General features: G+C 68.9%; 24 protein-coding genes. 7 read left to right on the top strand and 17 right to left on the bottom strand.

Annotated features, from left to right (window positions below):
• Positions 1-2 precede the first annotated feature (2 nt).
• The 14 genes from JOD65_RS14045 to JOD65_RS13980 form a co-directional block, all read right to left on the bottom strand.
• Positions 3-404 carry a GPW/gp25 family protein gene (locus tag JOD65_RS14045; RefSeq protein WP_191195558.1) on the bottom strand — a complete coding sequence of 134 codons (402 nt, stop codon included), beginning with the start codon at positions 402-404 and terminating at the stop codon, positions 3-5.
• 2 nt (positions 405-406) lie between these two features.
• On the bottom strand, positions 407-703 hold the full coding sequence (locus JOD65_RS14040) for a PAAR domain-containing protein (protein ID WP_191195557.1): 297 nt from the start codon (positions 701-703) through the stop codon (positions 407-409).
• Between the two features lie 10 nt (positions 704-713).
• Positions 714-1,352 (bottom strand): phage baseplate assembly protein V, encoded by a 639-nt coding sequence (locus tag JOD65_RS14035; RefSeq protein WP_191195556.1) that lies wholly within the window; start codon positions 1,350-1,352, stop codon positions 714-716.
• Positions 1,352-2,464, bottom strand: coding sequence for a phage late control D family protein (locus JOD65_RS14030; protein ID WP_191195555.1), 1,113 nt, complete (start codon positions 2,462-2,464; stop codon positions 1,352-1,354). Before JOD65_RS14030 ends, JOD65_RS14035 begins: the two co-directional genes overlap by 1 nt.
• Positions 2,445-3,098 (bottom strand): CIS tube protein, encoded by a 654-nt coding sequence (locus JOD65_RS14025; protein ID WP_204811188.1) that lies wholly within the window; start codon positions 3,096-3,098, stop codon positions 2,445-2,447. The genes JOD65_RS14030 and JOD65_RS14025 overlap by 20 nt, the downstream gene beginning before the upstream one ends.
• A 34-nt stretch (positions 3,099-3,132) precedes the next feature.
• A complete protein-coding gene (locus JOD65_RS14020; RefSeq protein WP_191195553.1) occupies positions 3,133-4,086 on the bottom strand; it encodes a hypothetical protein in 954 nt (317 codons plus the stop codon).
• Entirely contained in the window at positions 4,083-4,505 is a 423-nt protein-coding gene (locus tag JOD65_RS14015; protein WP_191195552.1) for a phage tail protein, read from the bottom strand. Before JOD65_RS14015 ends, JOD65_RS14020 begins: the two co-directional genes overlap by 4 nt.
• A 9-nt stretch (positions 4,506-4,514) precedes the next feature.
• A complete protein-coding gene (locus JOD65_RS14010; protein WP_191195551.1) occupies positions 4,515-4,697 on the bottom strand; it encodes a DUF6760 family protein in 183 nt (60 codons plus the stop codon).
• Complete coding sequence (locus JOD65_RS14005) at positions 4,694-5,071, bottom strand: hypothetical protein (protein WP_204811187.1); 378 nt, start codon at positions 5,069-5,071, stop codon at positions 4,694-4,696. Before JOD65_RS14005 ends, JOD65_RS14010 begins: the two co-directional genes overlap by 4 nt.
• A gap of 16 nt (positions 5,072-5,087) precedes the next feature.
• Complete coding sequence (locus JOD65_RS14000; RefSeq protein WP_191195550.1) at positions 5,088-5,528, bottom strand: phage tail protein; 441 nt, start codon at positions 5,526-5,528, stop codon at positions 5,088-5,090.
• Between the two features lie 27 nt (positions 5,529-5,555).
• Positions 5,556-7,100, bottom strand: a complete 1,545-nt coding sequence (locus JOD65_RS13995; protein ID WP_191195549.1) for a phage tail sheath family protein — start codon at positions 7,098-7,100, stop codon at positions 5,556-5,558.
• Positions 7,101-7,168: 68 nt separating this feature from the next.
• Positions 7,169-7,861 (bottom strand): hypothetical protein, encoded by a 693-nt coding sequence (locus JOD65_RS13990; RefSeq protein ID WP_191195548.1) that lies wholly within the window; start codon positions 7,859-7,861, stop codon positions 7,169-7,171.
• Positions 7,858-8,469: a Pvc16 family protein gene (locus JOD65_RS13985; RefSeq protein WP_191195547.1), complete on the bottom strand. Its 612-nt coding sequence runs from the start codon at positions 8,467-8,469 to the stop codon at positions 7,858-7,860. Before JOD65_RS13985 ends, JOD65_RS13990 begins: the two co-directional genes overlap by 4 nt.
• Complete coding sequence (locus tag JOD65_RS13980) at positions 8,466-10,991, bottom strand: ATP-binding protein (RefSeq protein WP_204811184.1); 2,526 nt, start codon at positions 10,989-10,991, stop codon at positions 8,466-8,468. Before JOD65_RS13980 ends, JOD65_RS13985 begins: the two co-directional genes overlap by 4 nt.
• Positions 10,992-11,150: 159 nt before the next feature.
• Here JOD65_RS13980 and JOD65_RS13975 point away from each other — a divergent pair, with 159 nt between their 5' ends.
• On the top strand, positions 11,151-11,393 hold the full coding sequence (locus tag JOD65_RS13975) for a hypothetical protein (protein WP_191195546.1): 243 nt from the start codon (positions 11,151-11,153) through the stop codon (positions 11,391-11,393).
• Between the two features lie 57 nt (positions 11,394-11,450).
• Positions 11,451-12,179, top strand: coding sequence for an AfsR/SARP family transcriptional regulator (locus JOD65_RS13970; RefSeq protein WP_191195545.1), 729 nt, complete (start codon positions 11,451-11,453; stop codon positions 12,177-12,179).
• Here the strand turns inward: JOD65_RS13970 and JOD65_RS13965 are convergent.
• On the bottom strand, positions 12,165-12,875 hold the full coding sequence (locus tag JOD65_RS13965; RefSeq protein ID WP_191195544.1) for an AfsR/SARP family transcriptional regulator: 711 nt from the start codon (positions 12,873-12,875) through the stop codon (positions 12,165-12,167). The genes JOD65_RS13970 and JOD65_RS13965 overlap by 15 nt on opposite strands.
• A 342-nt stretch (positions 12,876-13,217) precedes the next feature.
• On the opposite strand from JOD65_RS13965, the gene JOD65_RS13960 reads away from it, so the two are divergent.
• Together JOD65_RS13960 and JOD65_RS24060 are read left to right on the top strand one after the other, a co-directional pair.
• Positions 13,218-14,003, top strand: coding sequence for a hypothetical protein (locus JOD65_RS13960; protein WP_191195543.1), 786 nt, complete (start codon positions 13,218-13,220; stop codon positions 14,001-14,003).
• A gap of 145 nt (positions 14,004-14,148) precedes the next feature.
• The gene (locus JOD65_RS24060; protein ID WP_191195542.1) at positions 14,149-14,973 is read left to right on the top strand and encodes a CPBP family intramembrane glutamic endopeptidase; all 825 of its coding nucleotides are present in this window, start codon (positions 14,149-14,151) and stop codon (positions 14,971-14,973) included.
• Positions 14,974-15,162: 189 nt separating this feature from the next.
• On the opposite strand, the gene JOD65_RS13950 is transcribed toward JOD65_RS24060, so the two are convergent.
• Positions 15,163-15,849: a hypothetical protein gene (locus tag JOD65_RS13950; RefSeq protein ID WP_191195541.1), complete on the bottom strand. Its 687-nt coding sequence runs from the start codon at positions 15,847-15,849 to the stop codon at positions 15,163-15,165.
• Between the two features lie 486 nt (positions 15,850-16,335).
• On the opposite strand from JOD65_RS13950, the gene JOD65_RS13945 reads away from it, so the two are divergent.
• Positions 16,336-18,990 (top strand): hypothetical protein, encoded by a 2,655-nt coding sequence (locus JOD65_RS13945; RefSeq protein ID WP_191195540.1) that lies wholly within the window; start codon positions 16,336-16,338, stop codon positions 18,988-18,990.
• A 280-nt stretch (positions 18,991-19,270) separates the two neighbouring features.
• Here the strand turns inward: JOD65_RS13945 and JOD65_RS13940 are convergent, their stop codons facing one another.
• Positions 19,271-19,669, bottom strand: a complete 399-nt coding sequence (locus JOD65_RS13940; protein WP_204811182.1) for a hypothetical protein — start codon at positions 19,667-19,669, stop codon at positions 19,271-19,273.
• 375 nt (positions 19,670-20,044) lie between these two features.
• Between JOD65_RS13940 and JOD65_RS13935 the strand changes: the two genes are divergently transcribed.
• Positions 20,045-20,581, top strand: a complete 537-nt coding sequence (locus tag JOD65_RS13935; protein ID WP_191195538.1) for a SigE family RNA polymerase sigma factor — start codon at positions 20,045-20,047, stop codon at positions 20,579-20,581.
• A complete protein-coding gene (locus JOD65_RS13930) occupies positions 20,574-21,407 on the top strand; it encodes a hypothetical protein (protein ID WP_191195537.1) in 834 nt (277 codons plus the stop codon). Before JOD65_RS13935 ends, JOD65_RS13930 begins: the two co-directional genes overlap by 8 nt.
• Positions 21,408-21,509: the final 102 nt, after the last annotated feature.

Below are 21,509 nucleotides of genomic sequence, written 5' to 3'. Positions count from 1 at the left end.
CCTCACGCCTCCCGGAAGTAGAAGGGGTAGACGTAGTTGCCGGTCTGGTTGGTCGCCCGCACGCGGTAGTCGATCTCGACGTCCAGCCGGCCGACGTCCAGGTCCCGGGTCCCGACGGCGACGCGCAGGACCTCGATCCGGGCCTCGTAGGTCCGCAGTGCGTCCTCCACCTCTCGTCGGAGCCGGGTGACCAGCTGCGTGCTGACCGCGGCGAACACCAGGTCGTGGATGCCGCACCCGAAGTCCGGTCGCATGACCCGCTCACCCTTGGCCGTCGCGAGGATCAGCTGGATCGACTGACGGACGTCCTCGTCCCCGGTGACCGCGGCGATCGCGCCCGCGCCGATCGTGACCGGGAAGGCCCACCCGGTCCCGCGGAAGTCGTACGACGACAGGTCGGCCATGGCTAACCGATCAGCACCGTCGGAGCGCCCGCCGCGATCAGGTTCGGCACGCTCGCCTCGACCACCTGGTCGCCCTGCCGGGCCGCTGGGAGGCCACCGATGAGCACGGTGACGCTCCCCATCGCCACCACACCACCGACGTGGGGCTTGGGTCCGTCGGAGAGCGGGCACGTGTGGGTGTCCGACCCTGCCCGCCACGCCGGCATGCCGCCGATGAGCACCGTCGCCGAACCCGGCCCCGGTCCCAACGGCGTGCCGTGACTGGTCTGGTCGCCGACACGTGCCGCTGGCTGTCCCATCGTTCCCCTCCTAGTTGATCTGGACCGTCGCGCCCTTGAGCGTGAGCGTGCCGGTCGCCTTGACCTCCGCCGACGCGTCGGCGCCGACTGAGACCGTCGACGCCTTGAGGGCCAGCTTCTGCGCGGCGGTGATCTCGACCGTTCCCGAGGAACCGATCGAGATGGAGTTGCCGTTGCCCGCGTCGATGAGGACACCGTCCTTGTCGAGCCGGATGTGGGCGCCGTCCTTCAGCTCCAGGTCGATCTCCGGTGCCGCCTCGTCGTCGACGAAGCGCAGCCGGTGCCCCGATCGGCTGTGGATCAGGCGCTCGTTGTTCTTGCCGTCATCGTTTGACGCCGGCGGCTTCGCCCTGCCGTTCCACAGCGAGCCGATCACGTACAGGTGTGACGGGTCGCCCGCCTCCGCGATGACGAGCACCTCGTCGTCGACCTCGGGGAGGAAGTAGGTGCCCCGAGCGTCACCGCCCATCGGCACCGCCAGCCGGGCCCAGTAGCTGGTGGACCCGTCCTCGTACCACGGCAGACGCACCCGCACCCGGGCCAGCCCGTCCGGGTCACGGTTGTCGGTCACCACCCCCGCCATCGGTCCGCTGAGGTAGCCGTCGGCCTCGCGCTCGGTCTGGTCGGTGGCGCCGAAGATGCCGTCCATCACACCGTCGTCTCCTGCACCTTGAACGACGTGCTGTAGCCGCCGCTGTCGAGCTTGTGGGTGGCCTCGGACACCCAGTACGTCTTGCTGAAGCCCCGGCCCATCCCGCCGAGCTCGATGTTCACGTCGGGGACGATCTCGGGCAGGCCGATGCACTCGCCGCTTCCGGTGACGAAGTCCTGGGCGCGCTCGTCGAGGATCGCCTTGGCGCGCTCGTCCGCCTCGGCCTGGGTGTGGACGGGAGCCCGGACGCTCAGGATCGGCGAGGACGAGAGCGCGTTGACGACCCGCTCGCTGCCGCTCGACGCCCGGGTGTCGCGACCTGTCTCGTCGCCGCGCTTCGCGGTGCCCACGATCTCCTTCCCCTCGGTGGCCGACCTGCCGTGCACCTGGACCTCGGTGACCTGACGGGCGAGATTGGCCTCGGGGGCGAACGAGACGAGTCCGAAGCCCCACGAGAGCGACACGACGGCGCTGTCCTGGTTGTGCCGACGACCGAAGTAGAGCTGGTCCCCGCGCATGTAGAAGGTTGCCTGGTTGCGCTCGGCCAGGAATTCGATGAACGCCATGTCCGTCTGCTGGCTCTGGTCGATCCGCGGCCGGACCGGTTCCGTGCGCTCGGGATCGGCCGTGACCCCCCGGCCCCTGGCGACGTCGGTGACGGCGTCGCTGTCGCGCCGGCCCTCCCAGTTCCTCGTGCTCTTCCCGATCGTCAGCGGGTACAGCGCGTCGAAGCCCTTGATCGTCAGCTCCGGCGTCCCTCCGGACGAGAAGCTCGTCGAGAGCTCGGTCACCAGGCCCGAGAGCTCGACTGCCGGGCCGGTGCCGTAGCCAAGACGTACCCGCACCGGGCTGCCGAACGCGAAGAGCTCGAACAGGTCGATCGGCCGGTCGCCGCGCATGGCCTCGAACTCGCGGCGCTCGAGGTCGAACGCGTTGGCGACGGTGAAGGAGAACTGGCCCGGCGTGCGCTCCTTCAGGTCCAGCTGCACGTTGGACACGGTGAGGAACAGGTCGCGTACGACGTCGCGCTCCCCCACCGTCACGGTGAAGGTCGGCACGTAGAAGTCCGCGTGCTCCCGCGCCAGCTCGTCAAGCGCCTTGGCTGCCACGCCGCACCTCCACCGTCTCGTCGTCAAGGGGCGGGAGCACCAGGACGGTGCCCGCCGCCACCCGGCGGGGGTCGTCGATCCGGTTGGCCCGGGCGATCGTGCGCCAGTGGGCCACGTCGCCGTACTCGCGGTCGGCGAGCAGCCACAGGCTGTCCGGCCCCTCGACCACCCGACGCTTGGTCTTGTCGGCCGAGTTGCGCCGAGGCTGCTCCAGCTGCTCCTGGATCGTCCGGTACTGGGTGAACGTGACCGAGAGCGTCGCGCGCACCGGTGTGCCGTCGGCGAGGAACATTGTGAACCTCTGGCTCACCTTCTCGATGACGGCGTCGAAGAGGAACACGCCCCACGAGAACCGGACGGTCGGCGGTGCATGGAGGTCGCCGTCGATGTGGACCAGGTCCGTGAGCTGGCGGGTCCGCTCCGACACGTCCTCGCCGCCGCCGTCGGTGTAGGTGTCGAACAGCAGGTCCATGGTGAGGACCTGCGCGTTCCCGTTGACGAACTGGGTGATGGGGTTGTCGAGGCCGGGCGGAGCGGTCTGCCCGAAGCTGGCGGAGTGCTCGACGCTGTACTCGGTGGGGTTGAAGAGCACCTCGACGACCGTGCCCTTCGCGCTCCCCGCGAGGACCTCCACCGTTGCTCGTGTCAGCTGCTGCCGCATGGCGACCTCACGCTCGCCCGCGACGCTCGCGCTCGGTGCGGGCGCGCTTCTCGAACCGGCGCCAGAGCTCGCGGTCGAGGTGGTCGATGTCGATGGTCGGACGCACCACGGGTGCGTCGAGCGCGGGCGTCCGCGGCCGTGCAGGCGTCGCGACCTGTGTGGACGGCTGCTGCCGGTAGACGGTCGCCACCCGGGCGTCGCGAGGGACGTGCCGCGTCTCCTGACGGGCCGACGCACCCAGCGCAAGCTCCACACGTGGCAGCGCGCGATACGTGGTCGGGGCGGGAGGACCGCCGCCCTCGCGCCCTCCAGCCCACTCGCGGGTCAGCGGGTCTCGGGTCACCCGACGGACGTGGCGACGCTCGGAGGGGTCGAGCGTGCCGCGACGGCGAGGGACCGGGAGCCCGACAGCGTACGCCGGACCGGGCCCGCTCCGAGAAGGTGCGGGGCGGGAGTCCGACCGCCACGGTGCCCCTCGCTGCGGGCGGGCGACCTGTGTCGTCGGCGCGCTGGTGATCCCCCCGAACCACGCCTGCGGCGGGACGGCCGGACTCGACGGAGCGCTCATTGCGTGGCGGGAGAGCAGCAGCGCGACGGTGGTTCGCTCGACCAGCACGGTCGTGGACCGCCCCGGCCAGGGCAACGCCGGCGTCCGGTGGTGGTGCACGACCACCGACCGGTCGGCCTTGCCGCTCGCCCCGGGGGCACCCCGACGGCCGTCCCCGGCCGGCCGCTCGGCACGGTCCACCACCGCGGCGGCGGCGAGGAACTGCTGGAGGACCACCGTGAAGCGGGGCGCCAGCGTGACGGCGACCTGGTCACCCGCACGGATCGTTGGGAGCGGCGCGGCCGGATCGAGCCGCGGCGGGCGTCGGAGGACGAGTGCGACCGGGCGGTGTCGTACCCGCCGGTGCCGGGTCGGCCGGCCGGCGAGTCGGAGCGGGATGGTCGGGCGGTTCATTGGCGCCTGATCCCGTGGTGCACGAGCTCGACCGACTCGGTGGCGATCGACCCTGACACCGCGTCGAGATCGGCTCCGGACCACTTGGCGGGGAAGGCGCCCTGGCAGACCCAGCGCCACGCCTGCTGGCCGGACTCGTCGAGCAGCTCGATGGTGACGTCCCTCCGGGTGACCGATCCGTCGATCACGTCCTGGTGCCAGTCCCACAGCGTCGACTCGACGAGGCCACGCTGGAGGGTGAGCGGCGGGAAGGTCGTCTGGACGACCAGCTGGTGCTCGAAGTCGTTCACGCCACCCTCGCGGTACGGCTCGACGGTCGTGGTCCTCTCCATGCCTCCCACCGAGCGGAACCCGCCCTGCACGAGTCCCTGGATCTCGATCCGGAAGCGGAAGGCCCGGTAGGGGTCGGAGCGCGCCATGACCGGGCCTCACACCACGTCGAGCAGGCTCGGGGCCTGGTCGTTGAAGCGACGGTTGATCGACGAGATCTCCTCGCACCAGCGGCGGCGCTCGCCGTGCTCGAGGGCCATCAGCTCGTCGCGCGACCAGTGGAAGTGGAAGGCGATGAACGCCATCTCCTCGTAGAGCTGGTCGACGGGGTAGAGGATCACCGGACGACACCTCCGGCCGTGTCGAACGCGTTGAGCCCGACCGGCTCGCGCGGGTCTGCCTCCTCGCCCGGGGCGAAGGCATCGGTCGAGTCGCCGTTGAGCCGCTCGTAGAGACCCTGGAGGTGGCTCAGGTCCGAGGCGAACAGACCCTCGACGACCTTGGTGTTGATCGACGGGACGGAGCCCAGCCGGGTGATGACCCGTGCCAGCACGATGATCGTGAGGTAGGCAGGATTCTGCTGCACCCGGGGGTCCTTGAGCGGCAGGATCTCGTCGGCCGCAGTGGCCAGGCGCATCACACCGTCGCGGTGGAGGGACCCCTCGTCGTCCAGGTAGCCCTTCGGCAGGGTGAACTCGACCTCTGTCTGGAACATCTCGTCCCACCTCCTCTCACTTGATCCGCTTGATGCCCTCGTTGCACAGCTCGAGCGTGTCGATGGCGACCTCGTTGCCCTTGCCGTTCAGGTCGGTGGGGTCGTACTTGCACGGCCACGCCTTGGTGAGCTCCCACGCCGCCTTGTCCTGCCCGGCCTCGTCCTGGAGCCGGATCACCACACTGCGCCGGGCGTCGTCGAGCGGGGTGACGCCGTCGACGACCAGCTGGTGCCAGTTCGCGAGCTCGAGGTTGTCGGTGACGCCCCACTTGAGCGTCACGTTGGCGTACTTGGTCAGCCCGTTGAGCTTGCGCACCGTCGTGACCTCGTCGCCCTCGCGGTACTCGATGGGCTCGTTGGAGAGGTCACCGATCGCCACCTCCGCGAAGCCGGCCTGCTGGATCTGGTCGATCTCCAGGCGGTAGCGGAAGTTCCGTAGTGGGTCTTGCCGTGCCATGGGGTTCTCCGTTCTCGGGTCGCGGCGCTACGAAGTGGCTTCCTGGGTCTGCTGGTAGACCCGGAAGATGACGAACTCGGCGGGACGGACGGGCGCGATGCCGATCTCGACGATCAGCCGGCCGTTGAGGATGTCGTCCTCGGTCATGGTCGCCCTGCCGACGACGACCCGGAACGCCTCCTCCTCCTTCTCCCCGAACAGCGCTCCCTCGCGCCACTGGGTGCGCAGGAAGAGGGTGATGGTCTGCTGGACCCGAGCCCAGAGGCGTGGGTCGTTCGGCTCGAAGACCACCCACTGGGTCGAGTAGTAGATCGAGGCCTCGAGGAAGATGAACAGGCGCCGGACGTTCGTGTACTTCCAGAGCGGGTCGCTGGAGAGCGTCCGGGCGCCCCACACGCGGATGCCGCGGCCCGGGAAGCGGCGGATGGCGTTGACGCCACGGGGGTTCAACACCTCCTGCGTCCCAGTGGTGACCTCGTACTCGATGTCGATGGCCCCCGCCACCACCTCGTTGGCTGGCGCCTTCCACACACCGGTGGTGTTGTCGGTGAGGGCGTAGATGCCGCAGACCGCGCCGCCCGGCGGGACCTTCCTGCGCGCACCGCTCCGCGGGTCGCTGACGAAGATCCACGGGTAGTAGAAGGACGCGTAGGTGCTGTCCCGGAGGGTGGTCCGCGGGTCCAGGTTGCTCGCGTCGGCCTGGTCGGCCTCCGAGTCCACGACGGCGAAGCGGAACCGGTTGCGCTCGCAGTGGGTGATCACGGCCTGCACGACATCGGACGCCGCAGCGGGCGCGTGGACGATGGCGACGTCGCGGTAGCGGTCCAGGGCCAGCGCGGCGAGACCCCTCCGCTGGTTCGGGTCCTGGGCGTCACCCAGGAAGCTCGGAAGGGTCAGCACGTCGTCGTCGACTCCGTCGGCGAGCACCGCGGACGTCGCGCCGCCGGGAAGCTGAGGAGGTGCGGCACCCGCCGCCTCGATCTCCACGAACGCAGAGTTCCCGTTCACGCGCTTCTCGAAGTACGACGGTGACGCCGGATCGACGCTGAGGTCGTCGAAGTCCTCGGTCACGTTCGGCCGGGGGCCGGGCGGGTCACCACCCGCATCGTCCGCTGCCTGGACGTCGTACGGGATGTTCGGTGCGGCCTTCGACCAGTACCAGATCCGCAACCGGAACCCGACCGGGTCGCCCGCGCCGTTCCTCGTCGTGCCGGGTTCGATACGAGCCTGCACCCGGTGGTACGCCGTCCCCACTCCGGTCGCAGTCAGGGCGAAGCCGGCCAGGTCGACGTTCGCTGCGACGGCGTTCGCGCCGCTGATGCGCGCGATGTACGCGCGGCGGCCGCCGTTGTCGAAGAACGCCCGCACCGAGTACGGCAGGAAGGCGCTGTCGCTGAAGATGTCGCCGAAGTAGCGCATGTACTCGCTGAAGCTGGTGACCAGGCGGGGTCGGCTCGGCCCCAGCTCCGTCGCGCCGAGGAACGCGGCCGTGCTGGTGGCGACTCCCTCGATGGGCTTGGGACCACGTTCGATCTCCTCGACGTAGACACCGGGTGCTAGGTACTCAGGCATCAGTTACCTCCTCGGGGGACGGGATGGACGGTTCGGTTCGCCGATCCGGCTGCAGGTGTTGGCCACGGTCAGGCCCCGTCCGTGAAGGGCGGCTCGTTGCTGCCGTCGAGGACGAGTGCCTCGGCGAACACGTGCTCGCGGCCGTGCCGGAGCTGCACGACGATGTCGCGGTGCGGGTTCGCGCCACGGTTGAGGGTGATCGTGGTCTCGACCGGGTCGGCCAGGTCGCCGTCGTCGGCCGGCTCCAGGTGCAGGGCCACCGCGAAGCCGCCACGCGCGTCGGTGATGCCGACGAACTCGGGATCGCCGACCGCGGGTGCCGCTCCGTCGCCCCGGCGCGGCACCGCCACGACATCGAGCCCGGACGCTGACGCGCCCGCAGCGCTCCGGGTCACGACACCTCGCACCGTGGTCGTGCCCGGTTCGATCGAGGAGTCCGGGCGGCTGGCCAGCCACACGATGCGCCGGCGGCTCGCCGCGACCGGTCGGAACGTCACCGGGACTGGCCCGGCGTAGCCGGCTCCTGTCGGATCGATCCGGAACGTGTAGTCCTGCCCCAGCGGCCGGTTGAGTAGCACCAGACCACCGCTCAGGTTGCGGACCACGCGGTCCGGGAGCGCGCGGTCGGTCGTCGGGTCCCAGAGCACGGCCGTCACCCCGGACGTGACGGCGCGCCGGCTCGCCCGGTCGGCCGGCACCAGCACGGCCGTGACCTCGTCGACCCTCGGGCCGAGGGCCGGGAACTCGATCGCGCCCGTCACGGTCCGACCTCCGGGAGCGAGCGGTCGCCGAAGACGCTCCCGGTGCCGGTGAGCACGCCGCCACGGAGGCTGCGCTGCGTGACCGGCGCCGCGGGTGTCGGCGTCGCGAAGGTAATGACCACCGGACTGGCCAGGTACACGATCGACGACTGGTACGGCGTCGTCGGGAACAACCCCCAGACGCGGCTCATCTCCTCCATCGGGTACGGCTCGGGCGTGAGGCGCACCGTCTGGCCGGGGAGCACGGGATCGGTGTACGTCGGCCGCGCGGCCAGGGCCTGCACGAGCTTCCCGAGCACCTGGAGCTCCACTGGGTCGGCGGCGTTCGTGGGTCGACGGAAGACCGAGATGACGTACCGCAGGTCCAGCGGCAGGCCCTCGGACACGGCCAACAGGTCGTCGGGTCCGCCACCGGGTGGGTCGACGTAGTGGTCGACGTTGCGCAGCTCGCGGTTGGGCTCGACGTGGAAGAGGAAGAGCGTGACCGACTCGCCGGCCGTGAGGTCAGCGCCCACCGGAGGTCCGATGTGCACGCTGTTGGCGCCCACGGCGGCCTCGATGCGGTCGCGGACCGCCGAGGTCAGGTCGGCGATCGCGTCGGCGCTCATGCCGCACCTACCCGCGCCGCGCGACCCTCGAGAGCCCGTCCGGCGTCGAACATCCCCAGCTTGTCCAGCTCGCGCTGGGTCGCGGCGAGGACGTGCCGCATCTCGATGGCTCCGCCGTCCACCGCCGCGAAGGCAGCGTGCAGCGCGATTTGCTGGATGGTCCCACCCGTCAGCTGCAGCCGGCGCCCGAGGAAGCCGAAGTCGATGTCGTCCGCCAGCGGAGCACGGTCCGGGAACGCCTGCCGCCAGATGACCTCTCGTGCCGCGGCGTCGGGCAGGGGGAAGTCGACGATGAAGCGCAGGCGCCGGAGGAAGGCGTCGTCGATGTTCTGCTTGAGGTTCGTCGTGAGGATGGCGATGCCCTCGAACGCCTCCATCCGCTGGAGCAGGTAGGCGACCTCCACGTTGGCGTGCCGGTCGTGGGCGTCCTTCACGTCGGACCGCTTCCCGAACAGCGCGTCCGCCTCGTCGAAGAGCAGGAGTGCGCCGCGTCGCTCCGCCACGCGGAAGGCGGTGTCGATGTTCTTCTCCGTCTCGCCGAGGTACTTCGACACGGTCCGTGAGAGGTCGACGAGCAGCAGCTCGACACCCAGCTCGCGCGCGAGGACCTGGGCCGCCATCGTCTTGCCCGTGCCGCTCGCGCCGCTGAACAGCGCTGACACCCCCCGGCCGTACGTCAGCCGGTCGACGAAGCCCCAACGGTCGAGCACCGAGGCCGACCACGTGAAGTGGGCCGCGATCGAGCGCAGCTCGGTCTTGGCCTTCTCCGCCAGGACCAGGTCGTCCCACGAGAACCGCGTCGCGACGGACCGTACGCTCGGCGGCAGCGCGTCCTTCTCCTGGTCGACGGCGACGTGCCGCAGCAGCCGGGCGATCGGCTCCCCCGCCTCCCGTGGCTGCCGCGCAAGACGGGCCACCGCGTCGGCGATCTCTGCCGGACCGAGCGGGAGCGTCGAGGCCAGCGCGGTCGCGTCGACCTCCGAGAGGACGAGACCGTTGCTGGCCGCAGCGGCAGACCACATGTCGATGCGCTCGACGACGCCCAGCTCCGGTCTGGACAGCACGACCGACGAGGTGTCCGCCTCCACGTCGGGGCACGGTCCGTCGCACGCCAGCGCGACGACTGTCCCGTCGAACGAGCCGAACACCTCCCCCAGGCGCCGGTGGTCAGGCGCCGTCAGCTCGCGAACGCCCCGCAGCTGCAGCCCGGCGCCGGCCAGGGCTGCGAGGCACAGCCAGCCGGCGACGACCTCGTCCAGCGGGCGTCCTTCGACCGCGGCGAGATCACCGTCGATGAGCGGGAGCCCCGCGGTGGCCGCGACTCGTTCGAACCACCGACCACCGGGTTCGGCGAGCCGTACGAGTGCAGTGCGGTCGGCTTTCGCGACGGCGGCGGCCAACCGGTCGGCCGTCAGGCCCTCCGCTCGGCTGGCCGCGACGACGGCGCCGCGGTACGGCAGCAGGCGGGCACCGGTCGCCCGTACCGCCGCCCCGACGGTCGGCGCGTACAACGACGCGACCAACGCGTGCAGTGGCAGCAGACCGGCCTCGACCAGGGGGACGGTCGGGTCCCGTCGATCCGGCAGCACGAGCCGGCGGTCCAGGAGCGACCCGGGGGCGCCGAGCTCCTGCCGGCAACGCCACGCGCCGGATCGCGTCGAGAGGAGCTCGTCGAGCAGCGTGAGGCTCGGCCTCCGTCGGTTCAGGTCGTCGTGCAGCACCCCGATCGCGACCCCGAACCGGCCATCGAGCTCGGGGGCCAGCGCCAGCAACAGGGACCGCAGCTCGCCGTCGCCCAACCCAAAGACGCGTGCGGCCGTCACGAGGACATCGGGGAGTCCACGCCGCTCGACGACCAGGTCACGATCCACCTCGGCCAGCCGGCCTCTCAGCTCGCCGACGGAGCAGTCCCCGAGCCCGAGACCGGCGAGGGCGTCGCCCGGCGAGGCGGTCCACCCTGCGAACGACGGTTCACCGGCCTGCTCCACCCGCTCCAGCAGCCGCGCACCGAGCACCAGCTCGAGCCATGTCATCACCGGGACCAGGTCGGCCAGAGGCGGGTCCGAGGGGATCGGGTCTGTGTCGATCGGGTTGTCGACGTACGGAAGGTCCCCCGCCTGGGTCGACCCGTCCCCGCTGCGGGACGGATCGACCAGGTGCAGGCGTGCCACCGTCCGCGTCCCGGCGCCCGTTGCGTCCGGCGCGCCCAGCTCCTCGATGAGCCGGACCAGGTGCTGCGCGCTGGGGTCGTCGACGGCGATCACCGCCCGGCGGCCGGCGTCGTTGAGCAGGACGACGGACACGTGCTCGGCGCGGTCCAACAGGTCGAGCGCCCAGCCCAGGTCGGTCCCCTCTCCGATGACGACGACGGGGCGGTCCCCGACGATCAGGTCGTCCACGGCGGAGTGGTCGGCGGCTTCGACCGTGTCGAACTGGCCCGAGTCGGCAAGGAACATGCGGAGGCCGTTCGCGAACGGTGAGCTCGCGAAGGGTCCTGCGATGATGGCGCGCGTTCGACTCATGGAGACGGTCTCCCCGGACTGTCAGCTCGGTCCCACGATCGTGCTGCGGGCCACCTCCTGGTGACCATGGATCGCAGGATCCAAAACCGATCCAGGGAGATCCAGCCGTGGTCCCAGTCCGGTGACGTGCGTGTGACGCGCCGCGCCCACAGTCTGTCGGTGCACCCAGACCGACCAGCGGCCCACGACGTGATCGTGGTGCTGCGACTCTGGACGGAGGCCCACGACCCCCGCCGCCCTCGTGCGCGTCTCCTGACGGGTGCGGGCGACCCCGGGGAACCGTTGATCGGCACGACCGCGATCCTGAAGGCGCTGGAGCGGGTCGTGCGCTCCTTCGAGCTGGAAGCGGACTCCGGTCACGGCGGACACGCGGATGAGACGCGGGTGCAGCGCCCGCGGTGACGCTCCCGAGGCGTCTGTCCGTCCATCCTGATGACTCGCTGCGACCGAGGGGGGCGAATGCCTGACGTTCGACTTCACCTGCTGGGCGGGTTCGAGCTCACGATCGACGGTCACCGCGCCCCCACCCTGCAGCCCGGTGTACAGCGGCTCCTCGCGTTCGTCGCCCTGACCGTGCGCGGTGTAGAGCGTGACTTCGCCGCCCAGCAGCTGTGGCCGGACAGCACCGAGCAGCGGGCGCGTGCCAACCTGCGCTCCTCGCTGTGGCGGCTGCGCAGGCTGGACGTCGAGCTCGTCGAGACGAGCCCGACGCGGCTCAGGCTGGCGGAGTCCGTGTGGGTCGACACACGCGACGTCGTCGGCGAGCTGACGGCGTCCGGGGTGGGCAGGCTGGACAGCCCGGTGGCCTTCGACTTCTTGTTCGTCGACCTGCTCCCGGACTGGTACGACGACTGGCTCACGATCGAGCGCGAGAAGGTGCGCCAGCTGACCCTGAGGATGCTCGAGACCCAGGCCAGGCGTGCGCTCGCCCGCGGCGACGCCTCGGAGGCGATCCAGCTGGCGTTGACGGCCATGGCCATCGACCCGCTGCGCGAGACCCCATGCCGGTTGGTGATGGAGGCACACCTCTCCGAAGGCAACGAGTTCGACGCGCAGCGCACCCTGGACGACTACCGGCAGCGACTGACCTGCGATCCGCGGCTCGCCGTCTCGGCCGACGCCCTGACGCTCCTCGCGCGGACGCCCGGCCCGCCGGCCCTGTCTGTCGGCGAGTCAGTCGCGGGTTGAGCGACCGGCGACCAGTGCGCTCAGCACCGGGGACGGACGCACACCGAGGTCCCTCGCGAGGAGGTCGCAGAAGGCGTCGAACTGCCGCCGCGCATCCGCGGTGTTCCCCTCGGCCAGGTGCGCCTCGATCAGCACGCGCTGGGCGCTCTCCCGCAGAGGGTCCGCGGCGACAGCGGCCAGGCCCGCCTCGACGGCCTCGGCATGCCGGTTGTCGCGACTGAGCCGCACCGACAACGCCTCGATCGCGTGGATACGCAGTTGCCGCACGCGCTCACGCTCGAACACCACCCAGTCGTCCTCCCAGCTGGGGAGGACGTCATTCGAGAACAGCTCCAACAGGTCCGCAAACTCCGCTGGCTGTCCGACCCGCGTGTCCCGAGCGACGTCGAGAAGCTCCCGAGCCAGCTCCAGGACGTCGACCACGTCGACGCCGACGTCCAGGCAGAGGGAGAGCCGGTCGTGGCCGACGGCGATCACTCGTTCCCTGACGGCGTGGAGCTTCCACAGCGCCGCCCGCAGATTGGCGATGGCGCGCTGGTCCGTCATGTCGTGCCACAGGATGCGCGCGATCTGCGGACGCTGCTGCGGGCGTGCGTGCAGACCGAGGAACGCCAGCACCCGCTGGCTGCTCGCCGGTACGACGACCCCCTCGCCGTCGATGACGAGCTGGAATCCCCCGAGCAGGCTCAGCCGCACGGGAGGCGCGACCGCTCTTCGACCGACCGTGCCGAGCCGGGCCGCGTAGCCCAGTCCGTCGTACCCGGACGGCTCGGGTGCGGTGCCTTGATGACCCATCGCAATCGCCCCCGAAGGCATTCGTGGTCAAGGCGGCGGTGCCGCGGCGTCGCCCCGCACGCGTCCCCATCGCTGGTCGACTCTCACGTCACACGATGCCGTCAGGTAAAGAGTTGGTCAATGTGAGCGGCACCCCGCTCTGGACCGGCCTTGACACCGCGTACCACTGGGGCGCGTCGTGACGACGAGGTGACGACGAGGCGAGTGAATGCTCGAGCCGCTGTTCCCTGCAAGGGAGAAGTCATGTTCATCGATCCCACGGTCCCGGTCGTCGCCATCTTCGGCAGCAACTTCGGCGACCCGACCACGCCTCCGGAGGTGAAGGACGCCGAGCTGCTCGCGGCCGAGCTGCTGGCGGCGGCGATCCACAGGGCGGGAGCCCTGGTGCTCAGTGGAGCCGGGCCGCGGCCTGATCAGTACGACGAGAGGCCCGGCACGGTCAAGGACGTGTCCGCCTACACCCTGCAGAACTCAGGCGACGGGGAGTCGGCAGCCTGGATCGGGGTCGCCAACGCCGGCGAGGCTCGAGCGCCCCGGGACCACGGGACGTCGGGGGTCGTGGTCACCCCAGGATGGCGGGACCGGCGCAACTTCGTCGAGGCGTGCCTGTGTGACGCGGCGATCGCCGTCGGCGGCACCAGTCCTGGCACGGCGTCGGAGGCCCTGTTCAGCCGCTTCCTGCGGCGGCGCCTGACCGTAGTGGTCGACGGCCCACCCGGCGAGGATCTGACGGCCGGCGAGCTCCGGGCCCGGATCGGCAACAGGGTCGACGCCAAGGGTGACGGCCTGGCTGTGGACGTCGGGATCAAGGCGGCGTACCGCTGGGCCGGGATCACGCACAAGCGGGTGAGGCAATGGTCCCTGCCGACGGACGACGCGACCGCCGATCGCGTCGTTGCGAGGCTCCTGAAAAGGTCCAGCCTGCACCAGCCCCGGCCCGACTTCGAGATGCTCATCGACGAGCCGACGTGGGATCGGTACGTGCGGCAGGCGCTTATATCCGCAGATAGGTGGCCGGCAGCCGGATGACCGCTGAGCTCACGGTAGATGTAGCCGGAACCGCCGCCTGTCGGCGCCGTGGGCGAACGACCGGATCTGCCGCTGAGCGGATGGGCTATCGATGGCTGGCGATTTGCTGCGATCCTGCATGTCACCCAGCGAAAGCGAGATTGCCGTGAGCGCCGAATCCACAGAGCGGAACGCGCCCACGCGCTACCGCGTCCAGCCGTCCATCGGCCTTGGGGTCGGGATCGTCATCGTCTACATGGCGATCTGCTTCGGCATCCAGTTGTCCAGCGGGATCGAGTACCAGGACTTTTTCGACACTGCTGACAACGCTTACCGCACCGCTGTTCTCTCGCTTGCTGTCTGCTCGGTCCTGCTGGCCGCTTTCGTGGTGTGGTCGCGCTGGGACATCATGTGGCGCGACCCGGGGCGTCTTGCAATGTCGACGCTGATGCGCGCGATCTTGATCATGTTCGTCGCCGCCGTTGTGATCCGGCTCGCCGGACTCGAATGGGGCGACGTCCCGGGCGATCTCCTGCTCGCCATCGCCTGCACGTCCGTTCTGGTGGGCTTCGCTGAGGAGATCCTCTTCCGGGGGATCTTTCTACGCTGCATGCGCACCCATGGCCGCCCCGAGGGAACCGCGGCGCTGTGGACGGCGATCGCCTTCGGCCTGTTCCATCTTCCGAACGTGTTCATGGGCACGGGAGCAGCGGGGCTGAGTCAGATCGTGCTCGCTGGCCTGTCCGGAGCGGTTCTGTATCTGTGGCGACGCAACTACGGATACATCATCCCGGCCATGATCGCCCATGGGCTCTGGGACTTCTCCACCTTCCTCGAAGGCAATTACGGCAGAGACCTCGTCCAGGTACTCACACTGCTTCTCACCGTTGCCGTCGCCATCTCAGCACTTGTCGTGCTCATCAGGCTCGCCCGCAACGAACGCAATGTCGTCGTGACGCCGCACGGCGTCGCCACCGTCGACGCAGCGTGACAAACCTTCCGCTCACCGCAATTCGGTCGACGACGACCTGCGTCTTTTCGCCGCGAGCGGACAACTCCCAGCGGCCCGCAACCTGCTCGGCGGCGCCCTGGGGGCCACCCACATTGAACACGCGCGCGTAGCAGCTCTGTTCTGTGCCAAGCCGCTGCCGCCGCACCTTGAGCAGCCATTCAATCGGCTTCAGTGCTTTTCGTCCTCGTCGGTCCGGAGGCTGTTGGACCAGTCGCAGAAACCCTCTACTCCAAGGCGATAGAGGATCAGAACCAGCGCAACGATCACGGGGACCCCCATGAAGCCGAGAAACGGCACAGTCGCTACCAGGTAAGTGCCCAGAGCTGCACCGCCGCTGGCAACAACGACCTCGGGACTCAGGTCTGCCACAGCGATACCGCTCTTCCTCGAGGTGGTCGTAGCCTCCTCGACCTTGGCTCGAACAACAGGATCTCCGCAAATGTAGCGGCGGACCGCTCGAGCAAAGAAGCCGAAGAAGCCCTCCTCGTTCTGCGCCCAGAAGGCGAAGTCGTAGGTAGTCCAATCGCGGACACGTGGGTCGTCAGCCGCCAGTTCGGCCTTGATCGCACCGAGCGCCTGGTACTGCCAAGTGGCGACGCGGTCTGCGCGGTCGAAGTCCTCCCTGCTCGCAACAAGGTCCCAGCCTCTGTACGCAGCCGTTCGTTCAGATGGGGACGCCAGCGGTCGGCTCTTAGCGAAAGGCTCCTTGAGCTCTACGCCAACGAGCCGACCAAGACGCACCGCGGCGTGACGGGGGTCGGGATCCTGCGAGACAACGGCCAGTCCGTCGTGGTATTCGGTCAACGCGAGTCTGTCGAGCGAGTTGAGCCCTTCTCGGAATTCTTCATCGTCCATGCCGACTTCCTCCGTCAATCCCTTGACGATTGGAAGTCCTAACGATGCTCGCGCGCACTTCGGCCGTCAAGCGCCAGGACGGCCAGCCCGTCCGAAACTACTTCGCCCTCTGCGTTCGATGGCGAAGTCTTCATCTGACGAGACCGGTAGAGCGCGCCCGCCTTGGTGTCGCTGTCCGATGCGTGGCGACCTGCGTCTTACCGCCGCGTGCTGGTCTCTCCTGCTCCGGACCTGAAATCCGTGCAAAGCCGGCAGGCACGGCATCGCTCAGCAGTTTGGAATGTTCGGTAGGCGTTCGCACACGTGCACTAGTTCTTGGAACGGCAAGCTCACGAACCGCCCGAGACCTCATTGTCGTGGCGACGGTCGAGTCTTATCGGGCGTTGTATCGGCCCCGAAGTCGGCTCTGGTCGGCACATGGATACTCGTGCCAATATGTCGGTGCCGGGTCCGACATTCCGGGACGCACCCGGTACGGGGGTGCTCATGGCTGCTGGAGTCTGGCTCGCGAAGGTCTTGCTCCTGGCCCGCTCGAACAAGGGCCTGACGTTGGCGCTGGCCGTAGTCGTCACAGCTTTCGTCCTGGGGCTCGCGTCCGACTTATCCGACAACCCCGACGGGGCTGACACCACGGCTTCCGAGTCCACTCCAAGCAAGCGCCCCATCTCGGCGACCTGCAACGGTTCGACGGACTTGACTGCCGCGGCAGACGCGATAGTCGATTCTGGCGATTCCACGGCATACCCAGCCGCCAAGCGGCTTTACGAGCAGGTCATCGCGAGCGGCAGCCCGCCAGATCGTGCCTGCGCCGCTGTCGGTCTGGCCAGGTTGTTGCAGAAGGAGGATGCGGCCGCCACGGCCGCCGCCGCGAAGGACGCCAGCAAGGCGGGCTGGGAGCAGAAGCTCCAGAAGAGTTGGTCGGCATGGACCAAGGCCAACCTGGATCCCCTCAAGGACGTGCTCCTCGCGGCCTTGGGCATCATCCTGGTGTTGCTCGTGCTGGCGCGACTGTCAGCCGGGGTCGTGGTGCGTCCCGCCGCGAAGGCGCCAGCCGACTGGTTGCGTCTGTCATGGTGGACGGTCGGCCTCGCGCTGATTGTCGCTGCGGGGTGCAGCGCCGCGGTCGCCGCGCACGTCGATGTCGACGACAACAAGTGGTGGCCGTTCGCCGCAGCGCTAACTACTCTCGTTCTGGTGCTGCTACTGGCGCCGTGGCGGCAACGGCACCAGGAGTGGGAACGGCCGGCGTTGGTGTTGGCGGTCGCTGGGGCGGTGGCCACGGGTCTGGCGATTCCGGCCGTCTATGTCGACGTGGCGCTGGTGGCTGGTGGATGGGCTGCGATCGCTGGTGCTGTTCTAGTGGCCTGTGCTCGCGGTACAGGCCTAGCCATCGAGGTGCTAGTACGGGGCGACTCGGGGTCAGACAACGCCGCTCGCTCGCAGATGATGTTGGCTCGGCTCCAAGAGCTCGGGTCGGAGAACCCGCACGACATCCGGCACATAGGTAAGAGCGATGTCACCTCGCTGCCCGAGGACGCACTGACCGCAGTGCCGAGCGGGGCAGTCGCGGCAGCGCTGTTCAATCTCTTGAAGGTTATCCGCCCGTCAGCTCCGTGGCGGGTGACAGTGTCTTTGCCCGACGACGCCACCCTGGTAGCTGACATCACTCGCAACCGCATCGCCGTCCCAGCCGGCTCGTTGGTAGTGCGCGCCGCGGATCTACCGTCGGCTGACGCTGATGCAACGGACAGCGCAACTGCCAACGGCGACGCGGCTGACGCATCGGAATTGAGCAACCTCGACGAGATGCTCACGATTGCCGCGGCGCACACACTGCTGGTGCTGTCAGGGCCTCACGAGGACCTGCAGGAGGGTCTGTGCGGCGCTACGCGCTGGCAAGCCCTGGCGCTGCACGCTATCTCGCGACGACCCGGGGTGAGCGACAGCCGCAAGTCCGCCCTGGTGCACGCAGCAATCGACGCAAGCCCTCGCTACCTCCTTCCCCGGATGGCCGCGGTGAACGCCATCGACGACTCAGACCCGGACGGCCGTTCGCGGTATGCAGAGGCTCTGAACCGCTTGTGGGATGACTTCGACGCCGACCTGTCTCCGACGAAGCCGGACCCGGTTCGGCGAGGCTACGAGGCGGCAAAGTTGCGCCTGCTGTACAACCGCTCGATCGCGTGGATGAACGTCCGCCTGGACCGCGCGATCGCCGGTGATGCGGAGGGAGGAGCCGACGCGTGGAGAAAGAGCGCCAAAGCTGCCCTCGGATTGAGGGAACGTCTCATCGCCCTCGAGGCCAACCCGACCCCGTCGCTGGCAGCCCTGGTCGGGGAATCAGTACGTCCCACCGCCTTCCTGCTGCGCGACCTTGCAGCCCACGCACCCGAGTTCGGCCAGCACGTCGACGCGGTGAAGTCTGCGGCGAGCAACCTCGACCTGAACAGGGACGACCTCAAACCACAAACGCGCAACGACTACTACGGACGAGCGTGCTTCTACGCAGCCGTACCAAACGCCCCGGACGAGTGGAAGCTCGCCGTGCGCGACTTGCGCGTCGCCGCGACAGCTCCGCGCTTCGCCGAGTGGGCACCCCAGGACCCGTCCATGGCGGTCTTCATCCTCCGCAACGAGGGAGGCAAACGCGCACATGACGACCTGATCAAGGAGTTCAAGGAAATCCTGGCGCCGGGGCCATTGACGACATACCTCGAGCTGGAGCCGTTCGAACCGTATGCCAAGGCGTTGAAGGGCTACGGCCTGCTGCACCTCAGCGATCTAGTCGGCGTCGGACGCGAGAAGCTGGCGAGCACCGCCAGCGTGCATCCGTCGGTGGCCCAGCAATGGGTCGAGGCTGCGCTGCTCTACGACCTGCTCGGCCAACTGGACGAGACCGGCGAACAGGACGAAGCCACACGCCTGCAGCTGCTACAACTGCTGCTGTCGGTCGATGTGACCTCCCGAGCACACCTGGTGGCGCGTCTGGCAGGCGACGAGGCGGCACTCATTGCCTTCTACTTCGAGTTGGTGAAGGAGGCCGCCACCCTGCGGATCGTCCCGACCTGGGAAGAGACCATCAAGGTCTGGAAGCGGGTCGACAAGCCGAAGCCGCTTCTGGATGCCACCAAGTACGACTAATTCCGGCTAGGCAACCTAGGGCCGGCCGAGATGCGCGCGGCGGCGTAAGATCCGCTGTCGCGGGAGTGACCTTCTCGGACCGATGTGTTCCGGGCACGCACGGCGCATCGTTCGCTCGAGGGGTGTCGTGTGCCATCTCGGCTTCAACCCACGAACGGATCTGCGTCTTACCGCCGCCTGACGGCGTCAGCTTTCAATGGCGATGACGTGCGTCCAAGCGAGCGTCAATCGCGGGACTTCTTTCGGTTGGTGGGCTTCAACTAAACCGATGGGGAGTTGGCTAACAGCACGTGTCGCGCCCGCGAGGCAACGGTAACGGTGCCCCGCTGTTGCGGTTCTCCCGGCCGTCAGCCGGGTACTGGCGACCCGTCGAACCGTTGACGGCGTTGCGGTTCTCCCGGCCGTCAGCCGGGTACTGGCGACCCGTCGAACCGTTGACGGCGTTGCGGTTCTCCCGGCCGTCTGCCGGGTACTGGCGGTGCGTCGAAGCGTTGCGCGCGCTGTTGCGGTTCTCCCGGCCGTCGGCCGGATAGGCCTTGTTCGTCGGGGTCTCCTTGCTGGTTCGGGTGATGGACTGGGAAACATCTGTAGCGCTTCCGCAAGCGGTCGCGGCAAAGAAGGTGGCCGTGATCGTGATGGCACCGGCGACGGTGCGACGGAAGGTGAATGAGGTGCTCATGATTTGCGCCTTTCGGGCAGGGGGCACCGCTGGCCGGAGCGTTGCCAGACAGTGCAGTGGCATGGCGGTGCCAGAGCGGTGACGTGACTGGCCACGCTCAGGGCCTGCGTGGACCGGGCGTCGCAGTCCGCGCGCTGGTCCTTGCCGTGATCTCCGGACATGGTGCGGAGTGTGTACGTGTGACGACTCTCGACTGGATCTGCAGGTTCCCGGAGATCCCGGATTTCGATCGCGGTGCGCCTTCGAGAGGCCGGTTGCCTAGACCACGCCGTACCGGTCCCCGCAGAAGAGCACCCTGAGAGAAGCAATCAGAGTTCGGCGGAACGGAAGAGGCTGCTCGGGAGTCGTCACAGGCATCCCCTCCAGGAGGCCAGCATGGACGAGGACTCCATCACCTTCGGGCTGGTGTCGGGCCCCGAAGATTGCGGCGTCGCCCTCCGCGACGTCTTTGACGCGAGCTACCGCAAGCTGGTCGTCCAGCTCTACGCCATCACCGGCGACTACGACGAGGCCGAGGACCTCGTGCAGGAGGCGTTTGTGAAGGCGGTCGCGACCAGCCGACGCTTCCTCCGCGTCGACAACAAAGAGGCATGGTTGCGCACCACGGCGGTCAACGCCCACCGCAGCCGCTGGCGCAAGAAGCGCAACGGTCGCCGGGCCCAGGATCGGATGACTCGACCGCGCGACCCAGCCGCCCTCGAAGAGCACGTCGAGATCATCAACGCCCTACGAGCCTTGCCGGAGCAACAACGCCAAGTGGTAGCGCTCCATTACCTGGCCGACCTACCGGTCGGCGCCATAGCCGCAGAGCTTGGCGTCCCAGAAGGGACGGTCAAGTCGCGACTGAGCCGGGGACGCGAAGCGCTCGCGACCAGCTTGACGCCTGCCGAAGGAGGGGTCGACCATGTCTGAACGATTGCTGGATGCATTCCGCGAAGAGGCGGAGCGGGCGATCGTGCTGCCCGAGTTTGAGCGGATCGAGGCAGCCGGCCGTGCCCGACGGAACCGGAGGCACGCTGTGGTGGGTGCCGCGGCAGCCTGCGCGCTGGTGGTGACCGGCCTTCTTGCAGCGACGGGCCGGGACAGCGACGAACCACAGCCGGCTGAGGACACCCATTCCGCCGCGAAGCCGTACCCCGGTCCTGAGAACGTCACCCTGGATGAGGGAACCTACGAGCTCACCCCCTACCACGACATCGCTCTCCCGGCCGCGTGGGTGCGGGTTTCTAAAGGTTGGAATGCGTCGTACGGGCCAGACAGATTCGAAGGCATCGGTCCGGTCGGCGCCGACAACACGAAGGCATTGGAGCGCTCGAAGTGGTACGCCGGGTTGTACGTCACGGAGCTCGACTGGGTGGCCGCACCCAACTGCGAAGTGCTCGACCTCACGGGCGCGGGCGTAGACCGACTGCTGCCCCATCTCACCAGACTGCCTCGCGTCGGCGTGACCTACGGCCCCGACGCCGCGACCCGCTTCGGTCACCCTGCCTACCACCTGAGGCTGAAGGAGACCCGCCGTGGGCCCGACTGCCCCTTGGAGACCATCCAGGGCGCCAAGGGACCGCTCAGCAACCTCGGCCTGGGCGGCACCTATGATATCTGGCTGATCGACCTCGACGGCGAGCCTCTCCTCGTGCTCGCCGGGTGGACGCGGCACGCGCCGCCCTCCGTCGTCGACGAGCTACTGACCATGGCGGACTCCCTCGAACTACAGCCCCGTCAACGGCCGTGGCGATGAAGCCGCGGCCGCGGAGCTCGACGGTGCGTCTTTTCGCCGCCTGTCGGGGACGCTGCCGACTTCCAGATCCGCACATGAGCGTGGCGTCTCGGCATGATGACG

Origin of the sequence: Nocardioides cavernae (assembly GCF_016907475.1) — a bacterium.
In the GTDB taxonomy this organism is placed as follows: Bacteria; Actinomycetota; Actinomycetes; order Propionibacteriales; family Nocardioidaceae; genus Nocardioides; species Nocardioides cavernae.
The sequence above is the reverse complement of the archived record's forward strand: the minus strand, read 5'-3'. Positions and strand labels throughout refer to the sequence as shown.